15 protein-coding genes are annotated in these 14,717 nt (G+C 67.9%); 3 read left to right on the forward strand and 12 right to left on the reverse strand.

The features are described from left to right. Positions 1-500 (reverse strand): TonB-dependent receptor plug domain-containing protein (locus ABC419_RS00005; RefSeq protein ID WP_412878760.1); only part of this gene is annotated, 500 nt, incomplete at its 3' end. A 167-nt stretch (positions 501-667) separates the two neighbouring features. On the opposite strand from ABC419_RS00005, the gene ABC419_RS00010 reads away from it, so the two are divergent. Together ABC419_RS00010 and ABC419_RS00015 are read left to right on the forward strand one after the other, a co-directional pair. Further along, positions 668-2,563 (forward strand): BCCT family transporter, encoded by a 1,896-nt coding sequence (locus ABC419_RS00010; protein ID WP_412876736.1) that lies wholly within the window; start codon positions 668-670, stop codon positions 2,561-2,563. Between the two features lie 72 nt (positions 2,564-2,635). Continuing rightward, positions 2,636-4,288, forward strand: coding sequence for a serine hydrolase (locus ABC419_RS00015; protein WP_412876735.1), 1,653 nt, complete (start codon positions 2,636-2,638; stop codon positions 4,286-4,288). Positions 4,289-4,309: 21 nt separating this feature from the next. Here ABC419_RS00015 and ABC419_RS00020 read toward each other — a convergent pair whose 3' ends face one another. After that, the gene (locus tag ABC419_RS00020) at positions 4,310-4,525 is read right to left on the reverse strand and encodes a hypothetical protein (protein WP_412876734.1); all 216 of its coding nucleotides are present in this window, start codon (positions 4,523-4,525) and stop codon (positions 4,310-4,312) included. Position 4,526: 1 nt separating this feature from the next. Then, positions 4,527-4,868 (reverse strand): RidA family protein, encoded by a 342-nt coding sequence (locus ABC419_RS00025; RefSeq protein ID WP_200168525.1) that lies wholly within the window; start codon positions 4,866-4,868, stop codon positions 4,527-4,529. Between the two features lie 117 nt (positions 4,869-4,985). Between ABC419_RS00025 and ABC419_RS00030 the strand changes: the two genes are divergently transcribed. Then, positions 4,986-5,420, forward strand: coding sequence for an SRPBCC domain-containing protein (locus ABC419_RS00030; protein ID WP_125899391.1), 435 nt, complete (start codon positions 4,986-4,988; stop codon positions 5,418-5,420). A gap of 12 nt (positions 5,421-5,432) precedes the next feature. Here the strand turns inward: ABC419_RS00030 and ABC419_RS00035 are convergent, their stop codons facing one another. The 9 genes from ABC419_RS00035 to ABC419_RS00075 form a co-directional block, all read right to left on the reverse strand. Beyond that, positions 5,433-6,425: a type II secretion system F family protein gene (locus ABC419_RS00035; RefSeq protein WP_412878761.1), complete on the reverse strand. Its 993-nt coding sequence runs from the start codon at positions 6,423-6,425 to the stop codon at positions 5,433-5,435. Between the two features lie 16 nt (positions 6,426-6,441). Beyond that, positions 6,442-7,425 carry a type II secretion system F family protein gene (locus tag ABC419_RS00040; protein WP_412876733.1) on the reverse strand — a complete coding sequence of 328 codons (984 nt, stop codon included), beginning with the start codon at positions 7,423-7,425 and terminating at the stop codon, positions 6,442-6,444. Between the two features lie 5 nt (positions 7,426-7,430). Then, positions 7,431-9,014 carry a TadA family conjugal transfer-associated ATPase gene (locus tag ABC419_RS00045; protein WP_412876732.1) on the reverse strand — a complete coding sequence of 528 codons (1,584 nt, stop codon included), beginning with the start codon at positions 9,012-9,014 and terminating at the stop codon, positions 7,431-7,433. Continuing rightward, a complete protein-coding gene (locus tag ABC419_RS00050; RefSeq protein WP_125899395.1) occupies positions 9,015-10,532 on the reverse strand; it encodes a CpaE/TadZ family protein in 1,518 nt (505 codons plus the stop codon). Beyond that, positions 10,529-11,218, reverse strand: coding sequence for a CpaD family pilus assembly protein (locus ABC419_RS00055; RefSeq protein WP_125899396.1), 690 nt, complete (start codon positions 11,216-11,218; stop codon positions 10,529-10,531). Before ABC419_RS00055 ends, ABC419_RS00050 begins: the two co-directional genes overlap by 4 nt. A gap of 5 nt (positions 11,219-11,223) precedes the next feature. Next, the gene (locus tag ABC419_RS00060; protein WP_412876731.1) at positions 11,224-12,777 is read right to left on the reverse strand and encodes a type II and III secretion system protein family protein; all 1,554 of its coding nucleotides are present in this window, start codon (positions 12,775-12,777) and stop codon (positions 11,224-11,226) included. A gap of 11 nt (positions 12,778-12,788) precedes the next feature. Then, positions 12,789-13,748: a Flp pilus assembly protein CpaB gene (gene cpaB / locus ABC419_RS00065; RefSeq protein WP_412876730.1), complete on the reverse strand. Its 960-nt coding sequence runs from the start codon at positions 13,746-13,748 to the stop codon at positions 12,789-12,791. Positions 13,749-13,858: 110 nt separating this feature from the next. Then, on the reverse strand, positions 13,859-14,371 hold the full coding sequence (locus ABC419_RS00070; protein WP_412876729.1) for an A24 family peptidase: 513 nt from the start codon (positions 14,369-14,371) through the stop codon (positions 13,859-13,861). 126 nt (positions 14,372-14,497) lie between these two features. Beyond that, entirely contained in the window at positions 14,498-14,689 is a 192-nt protein-coding gene (locus tag ABC419_RS00075) for a Flp family type IVb pilin (protein WP_412876728.1), read from the reverse strand. Between the last annotated feature and the right edge of the window lie 28 nt (positions 14,690-14,717).

The following is a 14,717-nucleotide window of genomic DNA, read 5'->3' on the forward strand; positions in this document are numbered from 1 at the left end:
ATGACACCGCCGGAACCCTCGGGACTGTAGGCGGCGGATGGATTGGTCATCACCTCGATGCGGGCGTAGCGGTCGGCCGGCAGTTGCAGCACCGCATCGGCGCGGTTCGGGCCCGACAGGATCGCCGAGGGACGGCCATCGACCAGGATGGTGACGTTCCCATCGCCGCGCAGGGAGACGTTGCCCTGAGGATCGACATCGATGGAAGGCACATTGCGCAGGGCCTCGGCCAGGGTGCCGGTCGCCGCCTGAAGATCGTCGGCCAGGCTGTAGCTGATCGAATTGATCGAGGTGCGGACATCATTGGCGCGGGCGCTGACGACGACGTCGCCCACGGCCGCGGGTTGATCGTCCTTGTCTGCCTTCTGGGGCGGGGTCTGCGCCGGCGGGCGCTGGGTCTGCTGTGCGCCGACGGCGGGCTGCGCCGTCTGCGCCAGAACGCCCGTCGCAGGCAGGGCCAAAACCACCCCCAGCAGGGGCGCGAACTTGTATTTCGTCATGGCTGGGCGTCCTCGCACGGACGTCCCTCAACGTCCTTCACAGTCGCCGATATCAGCCCCTCGACGTATAACCGAGTTACATCTTTTTCATCCCGAAGGCGGGTCTGTGGCTTCGATTTGGAACCCCAAGCGTAGCCGTGCGTTGGGGGCCCATGCTGACATCCAAAATGAACCCTCGAGTTTTCTGGGGGGCCAGCGCCATTGCAGGCGGGCTGTTGCTGCTCGCCCTGACGGCGCCCGCCACGTCCGGCCTGCTGTTCGGACGCGCCCAGGCCTGGGTAATCGACACCTTCGGCTGGTTCTACGTGGCCTCCGTGGCGGGGTTCCTGCTGTTCGTGGCGGTGCTGGCCGTGGGGCCGACCGGGCGGCTGAAGCTGGGACCGGACGACGCCGAGCCGGACTTCCCCTATGTTTCATGGCTGGCCATGCTGTTCGCAGCGGGCATGGGCATCGGCCTGATGTATTTCGCCGTCGCCGAGCCGGTGCAGCACTACATCGCCCCGCCCGAGGCCCAGCCCGGCACCCTGACGGCCGCGCGCGAGGCCATGGTCATCACCTACACCCACTGGGGCGTCCACGCCTGGGCCATTTACGCCGTGGTGGGCCTCAGCCTGGCCTATTTCGCCCACCGCAAGGGCCTACCGCTGACCATGCGCTCCAGCCTCTACCCCCTGCTGGGCAAGCGGGTGAACGGGTGGGTCGGCGATGCGGTCGACATCTTCGCCATCTGCGGCACCCTGTTCGGCATCGCCACCTCCCTGGGCCTGGGCGTGGCGCAGATGAACTCAGGTCTGCACTACGTCTTCGGCCTTCCCAGCAATGTGATGATGCAGGTCGGGCTGATCGCCGTGGTCATGGGAGCGGCGACGATCTCGGTCCTGACGGGCGTGGACAAGGGGGTGCGGCGACTGTCCGAGCTGAACCTGGTCATCGCCGTCTGTCTGATGCTGTTCGTGCTCGTGGCGGGACCGACGCTGTTCCTGCTGCGGGCTTATGTGCAGAATTTCGGCCTCTACCTGGATCATTTCTTCGTCCGCACCTTCACCCTCTACGCCTATGAACCGCGTGCCTGGATGGCGGACTGGACTCTGTTCTACTGGGCGTGGTGGATCGCCTGGTCGCCGTTCGTGGGCATGTTCATCGCCCGCATCTCGCGCGGGCGCACCGTGCGGGAGTTCCTGATCGGCGTGTTGCTGGTGCCGACAGGCTTCACCTTCCTGTGGATGACGGTCTTCGGCAATTCGGCCATGAGCCTGGACCTCGGCATCGCGGCCGGGGCCATTTCCGAGGCGGTGCAGGCGGACCTGTCGACAGCCCTGTTCCGCTTCCTTGAGTATCTGCCGGGGACGGCGATCACCTCGATCCTGGCCATCGCCCTGGTGGCGGTCTTCTTCGTCACCTCGGCGGATTCCGGCTCCCTGGTCATCGACACCCTGGCCTCGGGCGGAGCCGAGGAGACGCCGCGCTGGCAACGGGTCTACTGGTGCGTGCTGCAAGGACTGGCGGCGGCCCTGCTGTTGCTGGCCGGGGGCCTCGGCGCCTTGCAGGCGGCGACCCTGGTGGCGGCCCTGCCCTTCGCCGTCATCATGATCCTGGCCTGTTTCGGACTGGCGCGACAAATGAACGCCGACCTGAGGGGCGAAGCCGTCGAGACCGAGGCGCCGCCGCTGCGCGAACAGCTCAAGCGCATCCTGGCCCCCGCCAGCCGCCGCGACATCGACCGCCAGATCGCCCGCCACGGCGCCCCGGCGCTGGAAGAGGTGCGCGCCGCCGTCGCTGCCGAGGGGCTGGAGAACAGCGAGGTGCAGAGCGACGACAACGGCGTCTGGCTGAGGGTCGAGCACGCCAACGGGCGGGACTTCCTGTATCGGCTGGGCGCCCGATCCAGACCCCTGCCCGCCCTGACCGCGCTGGAGGCCCCCGAGAACCGTCGCGCGCTGGAGTGGCGGCTCAGCGCCGTGACCGGCGACGGCATGCGTCCGCGCGACGTGACCGGCTTCACCCGCGCCCAGATCGTGGCGGACGTGCTGGAGCATCTGCAAAGGTGGCGGCTGGCGGCATAGGGCGCGCGACGCCCCTTGGCCCCGCGAACGGGCGGCGTTAGCGTCGCCATTCAGTCTTCAGGAGCGTCCTTGATGTCCATCCGCCTGTCGCGCCGCGCCGCGCTGATCTCTTCCGCCGTCGGCGCCGCCGGCGCGGCCCTGCCCGCTACCGGCTGGGCGCAGACCAGCGCGGACACGCGCACGGATGAGCAGATCGCCGCCGCCGCCGACGCCTGGGTGCAGCGGTGCATGGCCGCCTGGCCGGACCAGCCCGCCGTCTCCCTGGCCCTGGTGCGCGACGGCAAGACGGTGCTGGCCAAGGGCTATGGCGTGCGCCGTCAGGGCAAGGCCGAGCCCGCCGACGAACACACCCTGTTCGCCATCGCGTCGAACTCCAAGAACGTCACCGCCGCCTGCCTGGCCATCCTGGTCGATGAGGGCAAGGTGAAGTGGGACGAGCCGATCCGCACCTATCTGCCCGGCTTCACCCTGTCGGACCCGATGGTGGGCGAGCGCATCACCGTGCGCGACACCCTGAGCCACCGCGCCGGTTTCGGCCTGGGCGCCGGCGACCTGCTGTTCTGGCCCAACAGCGACCGGACGCGGGCCGAGGTGCTGGCCCAGGCCGCCTTCGTGCCGATCGAGGACGGCTTCCGCGAGGACTACCACTACTGCAACCTGATGTTCGTGGTGGCGGGCGCGGTGATCGAAAAGGTCTCGGGCCTGTCGTGGGAGGACTTCGTCCAGACCCGCATCTTCAACCGCGTGGGCATGAGCGAGAGCGTGCCCCTGGCGCGTCTGGCCGACCCGAAGAAGAGCGCCCTGCCTCACGGCCGCGTCGGCCCGCCCCTGCGCTATCAGGGGGCGATGACCCAGATCGCGGAGTCGATCGTCGAGGTGTGGAACTGGGATTCGGCGGCGGCGGCGGGCGGCATCTGCGCCAGCGCGACCGACTGGGCCAAATGGATCACCGTGCGCCTGAACGACGGCAAGCTGGCCGACGGCTCGCGCCTGTTCTCCGAAGCCGCCGCGCGCGAGATGTACAAGCCGAACATCGTCGTCTCCTCGTCCAACGGGCCGACGGCGGCCCTGCCGAACCGGGCCGTGGCCTCGACCTACGCCATGGGCTTGCAGGTTCAGGATTATCGCGGCGAGCGACTGGCCACCCACGGCGGCGGCTCGCCCGGCGGCATCTCCGCCACGGTGCTGATCCCCGGCCGCAAGATCGGCTTCTCGGTCTTCACCAACGCCGAAGAAAGCTTCCTGCTGCGCGCCCTGCGATCGGGCCTGTCGGACATCGCCATGAACAAGGTTGACGTCGACTGGATCGCCGATTCCAAGCGGATTGAGGCCGAAGGAACCGAGAAGTCGCTGAAGGCCGCCGTCGAGATCGACGCCAAACAGGCGGCGGGCGCGGCCCCGTCCATGCCGCTAGACGCCTACGCCGGAACCTGGCGCGACCCCTGGTACGGCGACATCGTCATCGAGCCGAAGACCGAGGGGCGCGGCCGCAACCGCAAGTCCGGCCTGTGGCTGCGCTTCACCCACACCCCGGCGTTGCAGGGCTGGCTGGAGCCCTACGACGGCGAGACCTTCCGCACCCGCTTCCCCGACAAGCGCGAGGAAGACGCCTTCATAACCTTCAGCATCGGCACGGCCAAACCCGCGACCGCCACGGTCAAGGGCGTCTCACCCGACATCGACTTCAGCTACGACTATCAGGATCTGCGGCTGACGCGAGCGTGAAGCCTCGGACGCCGTCCAGGCTCACCCTTCGCCCGCCGCCTCCAGCCGGGCGATGCGGCGGTCCATGTCGGCGACCTGATCCTTCAACCGTTGCGCCTCGGACGCCATGTCGACCGGCGTGCCGTCGTCATAGGTCAGTTGCGCGCCCTTCTCGATCAGGTCGAGACGGTAAAGGGCGGTGACGCGGGTCGCTTTAAACCGCTCCAGCTCGCTTTCCGGGGAGGTGACGCGGGCCATGTCAGCGCGCCGCCACGACGATGACTTCGACGAGGTAGTCGGGCGTGGCCAGCTTGGCCTCGCAGGTGGCGCGGGCGGGCGGATGGGCCGGATCGACCCAGGCGTCCCAGACGGCGTTCATCGCCTCGAAATCGGCGATGTCGGCCAGCCAGACCTGGGCCGACAGGATCTTCGTCTTGTCGCTGCCGCACTCGGCCAGGATCGCCTCGACCTCGGCCAGAGCGGTGCGCGTCTGGGCGGCGACGTCCTCGCCCGGCTCGCCGACCTGTCCGGCCAGATAGAGGGTCTGGCCGTGGACCACGGCCTGGCTCATGCGGCTGTCGGGCTGGATGCGGGTGATCATGGCGGCTCCTTGCGGTTGACGCCGGACTTATACGCGGCGAGACGAACGCTCCAAGGACAAACGCCCGGCGCCTCCGCATCTTCCTAAACCCCAAAAGCCGTGTCACAGGATGCGGCCATGGAAACGATCCGCATCGAGAACCGCATCGGCGTGCGCGCCCCGGCTGAACGCATCTGGGACGTGCTGACTGATTTTGCAGGGTGGAGACGCTGGAACCCGCACGAGACGGACATCGAAGGCGTCCTCGGTTTCGGTGCGGCGATCCGCCTGACCGAACGCCTGCCGGACCTGGGGGAGCGTCGGATCGAGGCCCGGTTGGGCGAATGGCAGCCGAACGCCCAACTGGTGTGGGCCGAGCGACGCGGCTTCCTGTTCCGCACCCTGCGCTACTATGAAATCGACGAGTTGGAGCGCGGCAGCTGCATCCTGTCTCACGGGACCATCTTCAGGGGCCTGCGCGCCGAGCTATTCCATGACAAGCATCGGGCGCGCATCCGCCCGGCCTATGAAACAATCGGTGAAAATCTGAAGCGGATCGCCGAAGAGGGCTGACGTCGCCGAACGTCAACCGCCCTTGATCGTATCGGTGATGTTGATGATCGCCGGTCCCAGGATGACGACGAACAGCACCGGCAGGAAGAACAGAATCATCGGCACGGTCAACTGGGCCGGCAGGGCCGCCGCCTTCTTCTCGGCCGCCGCCAGACGCAGGTCGCGGTTCTCCTTGGCCATGACGCGCAGCGCCGAGCCCAGCGGCGTGCCGTAGGTCTCGGCCTGGGTCATGGCCGTGGCCACGGCGCGGATGCCCGGATGCTGAGTCCGCTTGGCCATGCCCTCATAGGCCAGTCGGCGTTCGGGCAGATAGCTCAGCTCGGCCGACAGCAGGGACAGCTCCTCGGCCAGTTCGATGGACTGACCGCCGACTTCCTGGCTGACCTTCTGGATCGCCGCCTCGATGGACATGCCGGACTCCACGCAGATCAGCAGCAGGTCCAGCGAATTGGGGAAGGCCGCCACGATCGACTGGCGTCGCTTGTCGATCAGATTTTTTAGATAGATGTTCGGCGCATAGAAGCCCACGCCCGCCGCCAGAATGACGATGGAAAACAGGGTGAAGCCCGGCAGGTCCGGCTTGATGACGACGAACAGGTAGAAGGCCGTCAGCGCCATCAGGATGAACGGCAGCGAAAAGCGGAAGAAGTAGAAGGTGTTCAGCGGCCCCGGCCCACGGAAACCCGCCTGGATCATGTTCTCGGCGACCTTGGGGTCTTCCAGCAGCTTCACCAGATTCAGCCGCGCCACGACCCGACTGCGGAAGCTGTCGTCCGTGCGGCGCAGGCCGCCGCCCGTCTCGCCCGCGCCGCCGCGCATGGCCTGACGCGAACGCCGGCGCAGTTCCTCGCGACGCTCGGCCACCGCCTTCATCCGCTTGTCCAGCCGCGCCCCGCCGCCGATGAAGGAGCCCAGCATGGTCAGGACGCTGGCGAAGACGGCGACGCCCACGCCGATGCTCAGCAGGTTCTGCGGGTCTGTGATGAAGCGCATGAAGGCGTTCATGATCCGGGTTCCCCCCTCAGAACTTGAAGTTGATCATGCGCTTCATCACGAAGACGCCGGTGGCCATCCACAACACCGCGCCCAGCAGCATCACATGACCCCGAACATCCGTGAACAGCAGCATCATGTAGCTGGGGCTCGTCACCGTCACCATGATCATCACCGCCGGCGGTAGGGAGCCGATGATGCCGGCCGACGCCACGGCTTCGGACGACATGGCCTTGATCTTTTCGCCCATCATCCGGCGGGCGCGCAGCACCGAGGTCAGATTGCTCAGCGCCTCGGCCAGGTTGCCGCCCGACTTCTGCTGGATGGCGATGACGATGGCGAAGAACTTCAGCTCCGGCGTCGGCATGCGCTGATACATCTTGTCCAGCGTGTCGGCGAGCGTCAGCCCCACCCCCATGCCTTCGACCAGCAGGCGAAATTCCCCGCCCAGCGGCTCGGGGCTTTCACGCGCGATGACCTTGAAGCAGTCGTGGACGGGCAGACCCGTCTTGATGCCGCGCACCAGAACGTCCACGGCGTCGGGGAAAGCCAGGGAGAACTTCTTCATCCGCGCCTTGGCCTTCATGTTCACGATCCAGCGCGGCACGCCCAGACCCATGGCCACGCCGACGCCCAGCACGATGAAGATGTTGGCGCCCAGAACAAAGGCCAGCAGCGAGCCGCTCAGCCCCATCACCACGCTGATGATGACAAAGGTCCGCATCGACAGGCTCAAGCCCGCCTGCTTCAGTTTTGCGCTGGTGGTCATCCGCGCCTTGCGCTCGCGCCGGTCGACTTCGCGCAGCTGGACCATGATCTGCTTGCGGCGCGCTTCGGGCGTATTGGCGGCCGCGGCGCGCTTGGCCGCCGCCACGGCCTCGGTCCGACCGGCCGCCAGGCCCTTGGCGCGCTTGACCGCCTGCCCCGAAGAGTCGTCGCCGCCGACCAGCACCCAGCCGACGCCGCCGATGGTGATGAAGGCCAGGACCGCCGCGAGGATCGGAAGAAGCATCGGCCCTACTCCGCCGCGTCCAGAGCTTCGGCCAGTTCCCGTTCCAGCCCGTAATAGCGGGCGCGGTCCCAGAAGCGCGGGCGGGCGATGCCGGTCGAACGATGGCGGCCGGTGATCTTGCCGTGCGTGTCTTCACCGGTGATGTCGTAAACGAACAGATCCTGAGTAACGATGACGTCGCCTTCCAGCCCCACCACCTCGGTGATGTGGGTGATGCGACGGCTGCCGTCGCGCAGGCGCGCGGCCTGAACGATGACGTCGATCGAGCCGACGATCATCTCGCGGATGGTCTTGGACGGCAGACCGTAGCCGCCCATGGTGATCATGGATTCCAGACGGCTGATCGCCTCACGCGGGCTGTTGGCGTGCAGCGTGCCCATCGAGCCGTCGTGGCCGGTGTTCATGGCCTGCAGTAGGTCGAAGGCCTCGGGGCCGCGCACCTCGCCGACGATGATGCGTTCGGGGCGCATCCGCAGGCAGTTCTTCACCAGGTCGCGCATGGTGATCTGGCCCTGCCCCTCCAGGTTCGGCGGGCGGGTCTCCAGCCGCACGACGTGGGGCTGCTGCAACTGCAGCTCGGCGGCGTCCTCGCAGGTGATGACGCGCTCGGTCGGGTCGATAAAGGCCGTCAGGGTGTTCAGCAGGGTCGTCTTGCCCGAGCCGGTGCCGCCCGAGATGACCAGATTGCATCGCGCCGCGCCGATGACGCCCAGAACGCGCGCCCCCTCGGGACTGATGGAGGCGAACTCCACCAGATTGCGCATCGTCAGCTTGTCCTTCTTGAACTTCCGGATCGTCAGCGTCGGTCCGTCGATGGCCAGCGGCGGGGCGATGACGTTGACGCGGCTGCCGTCGGGCAGGCGGGCGTCGCAGATCGGGCTGGCCTCGTCCACGCGGCGGCCGACCTGGGACACGATCCGCTGGCAGATGTTCATCAGCTGGGTGTTGTCGCGGAAACGGACATTGGTCAGTTGCACCTTGCCGCCGACTTCGATGAAGACCCGCCCGGCCCCGTTGACCATGATGTCGGCGATGTCGTCGCGCGCCAGCAGCGGCTCCAGCGGGCCGTAACCGAGGACGTCGTTCAGGATGTCCTGGACCAGGTGCTCCTGCTCGGCCACCGACATGGAGACGTTCTTGATCGCCACAAGCTCGGCGACGATGTCGCGGATTTCCTCGGACGCCGCCTTCTGATCCAGCTGGGCCAGCTGGGCCAGGTCGATGGTGTTCATCAGGGCGTTGAAGATGGTCGTCTTCGTCGCGTGATAATAGTCGCTCTGCTCGCGCACGATTTCGGCGACGGCCTGGGCGTTCTTCAGCTGGGCCAGCCCCGCCGTGGCGCGCGGCCCCGCGCCGCCGGACGTCGGACGCGCGACCGGATCACCCTGCCCCAGCGCGTGCTCGAACGGGTCTGGCCGCTTGGGAGTCGCCGGCGTCAGCGGGTCCAGTTCCTCAGGCGGGAAGGCGTCGACGGGATCCAGCGCCCTGTGCGACGACCGTTCCGCAACCGCGGCCAGGTCCGGCTCTGGCGAAGCGGCCGGACGCAGCGGCGCAACCGCAGCTCCCGATGCTGTCCGTTTCCCGAACACCTAGCCGCGCTTCTTGCTGAACAGGCCGGCGAACAGGGACGATCCCCCGGCCGAACCCTTGGCGGCGCGCGCCTGTCCGGCGGTCGTGGGCAGTTCACGATGGGACACGATCTGGGCCAGGGTCTCGAACGCCTCGGCCGCCTTGGTTCTGGCCGCCGAGTCCACGATCATCTGGCCGTTGTTGGCGGCCGCGCCGAAGACCTTGGCGTCGAAGGGAATGACCAGGCTGGGGTGAACGCCCAGCGCGGCCCCGAAGTCCTTGACCGGGATCTCGGGACGTCCGGGAACGCCGACCTGGTTCAGCACCAGACGCGGCGGCGCGTCGTTCGGTCGCCCCTGCCTGATCAGATCGATCATGTTCTTGGCGTTGCGCAGGGAGGCCAGATCCGGCGTCGCCACCACCACCACCTCGTCCGCCGAAATCAGCGCCCGACGCATCCAGCCCGACCACAGGTGCGGCAGGTCCAGCACGACAAAGGGCGCCGTGGAACGGATGCGGCTCGTCACCTCCTCGAAGACTTCGGGCCCGAAATCCCAATCGGCGTCCAGGGTCGCGGGCGCCGCAAACAGGCTCAGCTTGTCGGTGCAGCGAACCGTCATCCGGTCCAGCAGGGTCGCGTCCAGGCGCTCGGGCTGCTTCAGGGCGTCAGCGACGCCGCCCAGCGGATCCTGGTTGAAATCCAGCCCCGCCGTGCCGAACGGCAGGTCATAATCGACGATGACGGTGTTGACGCCGATCCGCTCGCTCATGGCGTAGGCGGTGTTGTGCGCCACGGCCGAGGCCCCCGCCCCGCCGCGCGCGCCGACGAAGGCGATGGTACGCCCGACGAAGGGCTGGGCCGGATCGGCGAACAGGCCGCCGATAGCCGCGATGAGCTGCAGCGGTTGAATCGGAGCGACCAGGTACTCGCTGACCCCGCGCCGCATCAGTTCGCGATACAGCAGGATGTCGTTGGCCGCGCCGATGATCACCACCTTGGTGCCCGCGTCGCAAACCTGGGCCAGGGCGTCGATCTCAGCCAGAAGGCTCTGCGCGTCCTTCAGACTTTCGACGATGACCAGGGGCGGCGTCGGTTCGCCCTGATAGGCCTCGATAGCCGCCTGAACGCCGCCGAGACGGATCTGGGTGGCCGCCCGCGCCATGCGGCGATCCTGGCCAGCGCGTTCGGCGGCGGCGGCCGTGTCCTGGCGCTCGGCGAAGACATGGACCCCGATACGCGGAATGGAGACCTCGACCGTCGCGCCGATCGGGCTAAGGCCGGACGACGTCGCCAGGGGCGCGGGCGCAGCGTCCACGACGGGCGACGCGGCGGGTTCAACCGGCGCCGGCTCGATCTCGGGCCGGACCGCCTCAGCGGCCATCGGGGCCGCAGTGTTCATGGAAACCGCAGATCCCGCCCCCGGAGACGCAGCAGCGCCGCCCCGGTCGTTGCGAAGGTCCAGAAACTCGTCGTCCAGATCAAAACCATCCAGGGCATCGAACACGCTCGGCGCTTGGGGCTTGGCCAGGTTGCTCATTGAATGGCCTGTGAGATGCGCATCTGCGACAGCAAAGGCTCTCGCGTCGCTGAGGTGGCGGAGCCCTTGCGATAGGCGTCGAACACGACAGAGCGGCGCCCGGCTTCGGACGGCGTCATGCCGCGCGGCGCGACAATGTCGCGCGGGTCGGCGATCTGGGCGGCCAGGTTGGCGGTGACGGCGCAGCCGAAGTTCGAAGCGGACTGGTTGTCGCCGCTGCGGCCAAGATTGCCCCACTGCGTCCCGCACTGCGGAACCACGGCGCGGACCGTCTCGAAGCCGACCAGCACCGGCGCACGCGGGTCCGGCGCGGCGTAGGCCGCGACCTTGATACGGTTCTCGGGCACGCCCGCCTGGTGCAGAGCCGCCTTGACGCCCCAGGCCGCTTCGCTCGCCACCGGGTCGCCGCCCGACGGCGCCTCGATCACCAGCACAGGCGCGCCCTCCATAGCGAAGCGGTTGACCAGATCGCCCAGCGCCGCGCGCTGATTGCCGGACAGGCCCGTCTCGTGAACCGCCAGGGCGATACGCTCCAGCCCCGGCTCGACCTGGAGCGAGAAGCGCGATGTCGGCGTCAGGGGCGGCTCGCCGCCCAGACTCGCCGGGCCGCCGACGCAGGCCGACAGCGCCAGCCCGCCCAGGGCCAGGGCGATCAGGGGAAGAAAACGCGAGGCAGGTCGGGTCATGGCGTTCACTCGATCACATAGCCGACGGGTCCACGCCATCCGGCGCCCGCCTGGGCGGTCGGCGCAGGTGAGCCGTAGACCTGGTTCAACTGGCCGAAGAAGATGGTCTGGGCGTCATGCGCGATGCGCAGGCCATCGGCCGGCGTCTGCATCCGGCCCGGCGCCGTCGGCGTGACGATGTAGGGTTCGACGATGACCACCAGCTCGGTCTCGCCCATCAGATAGTCACGCGATCGGAACAACTGGCCCAGCACCGGGATGTTGGTCATGCCCGGCAAGGAATCCACCGCCTGACGCGTGCTTTCCTGCAACAGGCCTGCGATCATCATCGATCCGCCCGAGGGCAGCTCGACGGTGTTTTCACTGCGCCGCACGGACAGGCCGGGCAGGGTGACGGAAGAGGGCGTGCCGGCGCCGATGGTCAGGCCGCCGCTGGGCGTCAACTCCGACACCTCCACCTTGACCTGGAGACTGATACGTCCGCCGGAAAGCACCACCGGCCGGAAGCCCAGCGCCACGCCGTAGGGTTTGTACTGAACCACGATCTGACCATCGCGATCACGACCCGTGGGAACCGGAAACTCGCCGCCGGCCAGGAAACTGGCGGCCTCGCCGTTAACCGAGGTCAGATTGGGCTCGGCCAGGGTGCGGACCAGGCCGACCCGCTCGAACGCCTTCAGGGTCGCCGAACCCTTGTTCAGGCCGTCCGAGCCGGGCCCCGTACCCGGCTGGGCCGTCTCCCAGTTCACGGGATCACCCGGGCCGCCATCGACGATGACCGGACACATGGCGCCGTCCGGCCAGCCCGGCCCGATGCACGGCGCCTCCATCTGGAAGTTCTTGGTGGTGTCGCGGGCGATGCCCCCGGCGATCCCGCCCAGAAGAGAGCCGTTGACGCCCCAGGTCGCGTTGTTGCCCAGCAGCCACTGGGTGTCGCCGACACGACCGATCACGGCCTGGGTGTCAAAGCCCAGTTGCTTGATGACGTTGCGCTGCACCTCGACCACGCGGACCTTCAGCGTCACCTGGTCCGAACCGGCGACCGTGATCATGTTCATGACCTTCTCGGGCGCGGTGACGAAGGCGCGCGCCACCTGGGCGGCGCGGTCGGCGTCGGCGGGGCTGGCGGCCACCCCGGTCAGGATGATGCTGTCGTTGACCGCCTCGGCCTGCAGGTTAGAGCCCGGCGCGACGCGGTTCAGCGTATCCTGAAGGGCGCTGACGCCCGCATCCACCCGTACCCGCAAGGCCAGGATGGCGCGCCCCGAAGCGTCCAGGAAGACCGCGTCCGTCTCGCCGCCCTCCAGGCCGATCATGGTGATGCGGCGCGGCGTGTGCAGCATGGCCTCGGCCACGCGCGGATTGGAGATGATGATGTCCCTTGCGTCGGCGGGCAGATCGACGGCGAAGGAGGTGCCGCGCGGCAGGTTGACCAATTGCGGGGGCGAGCCCGCCGTAACCGCGGCGCGCGTCGTCTGGGCGTCGGCCTGATCCATGGGCGCGCTCGCCCCGCTCAGGGCGAGCGCGGCGACGCAGGCGGCGGCGGCGAAACGGTTCATGCTGGAGATCCTCATGGCGTCGCCACGTCCTGGGGCGCGCCGCCGCCGCGATAGACCTTCACCACCGAGCCCTGTCGTTCGCCTCCGCGTCGCACGGCGCCGGGGACATGACCCGAAGGCCCCGCCGTATCGGCGTAGGAGCGCAGCACCAAGGACAGATCGCCCTCGGACCGCGCCAGCGCCAGTAACTCGGCGTCGCGCTCGCTGACCGCCAGGGTGGCTGTGGCGCCGACCACGGCCTGCTCGTCCTCGGCGGCGCGGGTGCTCTGGTCGATGGCCAGAACCTTCATGTTGCGCATGATGGTCGCCGTGGTGAAGCGCGGCCCGGCGCCGCTGTCGTTGTTCTTGATTTCGCGCGTCATCAGCACGTCCACCCGGTCGCCGGGCAGGATGAAGCCGCCGGCGGCGGTCTCGACGGTGACGCGAATGGCCATGGCGCGCGTGCCCGGCTCCAGATAGGCGGCCATGTAGCCGCTGTCACCGGCGCGGACGATCTTGCGCGCCACGATAGGCTCTCCGGCCAGGATGGGTTCGCGCACCACGGCGCCGATGTAGTCGGCCTTGGCGCCAGGGCCGTTCAGTTCGGCGGCGGCCTTCATGGCCCGATCAACCGCCTGGGCGCGGGCCTCCTCGCGGGTCGGCTTGTCCTTGGCCTTGCCATCGACCGCCGCGTTCTCTGCGGCGGCGCCTTCAGGCTTGGCCGGAAGCGGGGTCGAGCCGTCGGTGATGAAGAGGGGATTCAGCTCCTCGACCGGCCAGTCCTTCCAGCTCAGGTCGGCGTCGGCCAGGCGGCGCCCCGGCTCCAGATCGCGCGCGGCGACCAGCACCTTGGCCATCGGCCGCGCCTCGACGGCGGCCGCTACGGACGCGGCCGGTTCGCGGCCGGGCGACCCCATGGCGCGCACCACCAGCGCCAGGCCGACGGCGGCCAGGGCGGCGATGCAGATGACGGCGATTTTGGCGGGCTTCATCGACGGTCTCCGGCAGACGCGGATCCGCGCGGATCGCCCCCTGCCGTTAACAATGATGAGGGATCGAGGTTAACGCGTCCCTAAGCGGGACAGGCCTTGGCGAACATCGATCATCCGGCGATGAAGGCGGCCATCACAGGGCTTTCCGGATAGGCCAGAAGCGCGCCGATGGCGATGGCGACGCCATAAGGGATGTCTCCCTTGGGCTGCATCAGCCGCATCATCCAGCCCGGCCCGGTCTGGGCCAGAATGGGCAGACGGCTGCGCGCCGTCAGCAACAGCATGCAGAACGCCCCGCCCGCCAGGCCCGTGTAGAGCAAAAAGTGCAACGTGCCCGACAGGCCCATCCACAGCGTGGCCGCGGCCAACAGCTTGGCGTCGCCGCCGCCGATCCAGTTCAGGGCGAACATGCCCGCTCCGATGAACAGGCCCGCCACAGCCATCCCGGCCGAAACCCCGACCACGCTCAACGGAAACCCCAACGCCAGCGCCGTCGGAAAGAAGCCGACCACCAGGGCGATCGAGATCCAGTTCGGAATCTTCATCGTCGTCAGATCGTACAGGGCCGCGACGACGGCTAGAACCGGAAGAATGGCGAGGAGAAGAAGCGAAAGCTGGTCCATGCCGTCAGCCTGACCTCAAGTCTTTAAGACTCTGTTTCCTGGTGAAGTTCTGCAAGATGACTCTCGGTCAAAGGAAAACGGCCGGAGCTTTCGCTCCGGCCGTCGCAACCAAACCTGGATAAGGTCTTAGCCTTCCTCAGCAGGAGCAGCCTTGTCCAGTTCGGTGTTCACGCCGTCGAACATGCCTTTGACCTTCGGGCCAATGGCGACAAGCGCGCCGATGATGATACCCACCGAGATCAGGGCGGCGATCAGGCCGTATTCGATGGCCGTGGCGCCGGATTCGTCCTTGGCGAAGCGGTTGATGAAATTACGCATGAGATGTCTTCCTTTGTTATAAGCGAGC

Origin of the sequence: Brevundimonas phoenicis (assembly GCF_047237745.1) — a bacterium.
GTDB lineage: Bacteria > Pseudomonadota > Alphaproteobacteria > Caulobacterales > Caulobacteraceae > Brevundimonas.

Excerpts from the sequence above, each read along its gene's own strand:
- ABC419_RS00060 (WP_412876731.1), bottom strand. The coding sequence starts at position 12,777 with ATGAACCGTTTCGCCGCCGCCGCCTGCGTCGCCGCGCTCGCCCTGAGC.
- ABC419_RS00035 (WP_412878761.1), bottom strand. The coding sequence starts at position 6,425 with ATGAACGCCTTCATGCGCTTCATCACAGACCCGCAGAACCTGCTGAGC.
- ABC419_RS00025 (WP_200168525.1), bottom strand. The coding sequence starts at position 4,868 with ATGATCACCCGCATCCAGCCCGACAGCCGCATGAGCCAGGCCGTGGTC.
- ABC419_RS00010 (WP_412876736.1), top strand. The coding sequence starts at position 668 with ATGAACCCTCGAGTTTTCTGGGGGGCCAGCGCCATTGCAGGCGGGCTG.
- ABC419_RS00070 (WP_412876729.1), bottom strand. The coding sequence starts at position 14,371 with ATGGACCAGCTTTCGCTTCTTCTCCTCGCCATTCTTCCGGTTCTAGCC.
- cpaB (WP_412876730.1), bottom strand. The coding sequence starts at position 13,748 with ATGAAGCCCGCCAAAATCGCCGTCATCTGCATCGCCGCCCTGGCCGCC.
- ABC419_RS00040 (WP_412876733.1), bottom strand. The coding sequence starts at position 7,425 with ATGCTTCTTCCGATCCTCGCGGCGGTCCTGGCCTTCATCACCATCGGC.
- ABC419_RS00055 (WP_125899396.1), bottom strand. The coding sequence starts at position 11,218 with ATGACCCGACCTGCCTCGCGTTTTCTTCCCCTGATCGCCCTGGCCCTG.
- ABC419_RS00030 (WP_125899391.1), top strand. The coding sequence starts at position 4,986 with ATGGAAACGATCCGCATCGAGAACCGCATCGGCGTGCGCGCCCCGGCT.
- ABC419_RS00020 (WP_412876734.1), bottom strand. The coding sequence starts at position 4,525 with ATGGCCCGCGTCACCTCCCCGGAAAGCGAGCTGGAGCGGTTTAAAGCG.
- ABC419_RS00050 (WP_125899395.1), bottom strand. The coding sequence starts at position 10,532 with ATGAGCAACCTGGCCAAGCCCCAAGCGCCGAGCGTGTTCGATGCCCTG.
- ABC419_RS00015 (WP_412876735.1), top strand. The coding sequence starts at position 2,636 with ATGTCCATCCGCCTGTCGCGCCGCGCCGCGCTGATCTCTTCCGCCGTC.
- ABC419_RS00075 (WP_412876728.1), bottom strand. The coding sequence starts at position 14,689 with ATGCGTAATTTCATCAACCGCTTCGCCAAGGACGAATCCGGCGCCACG.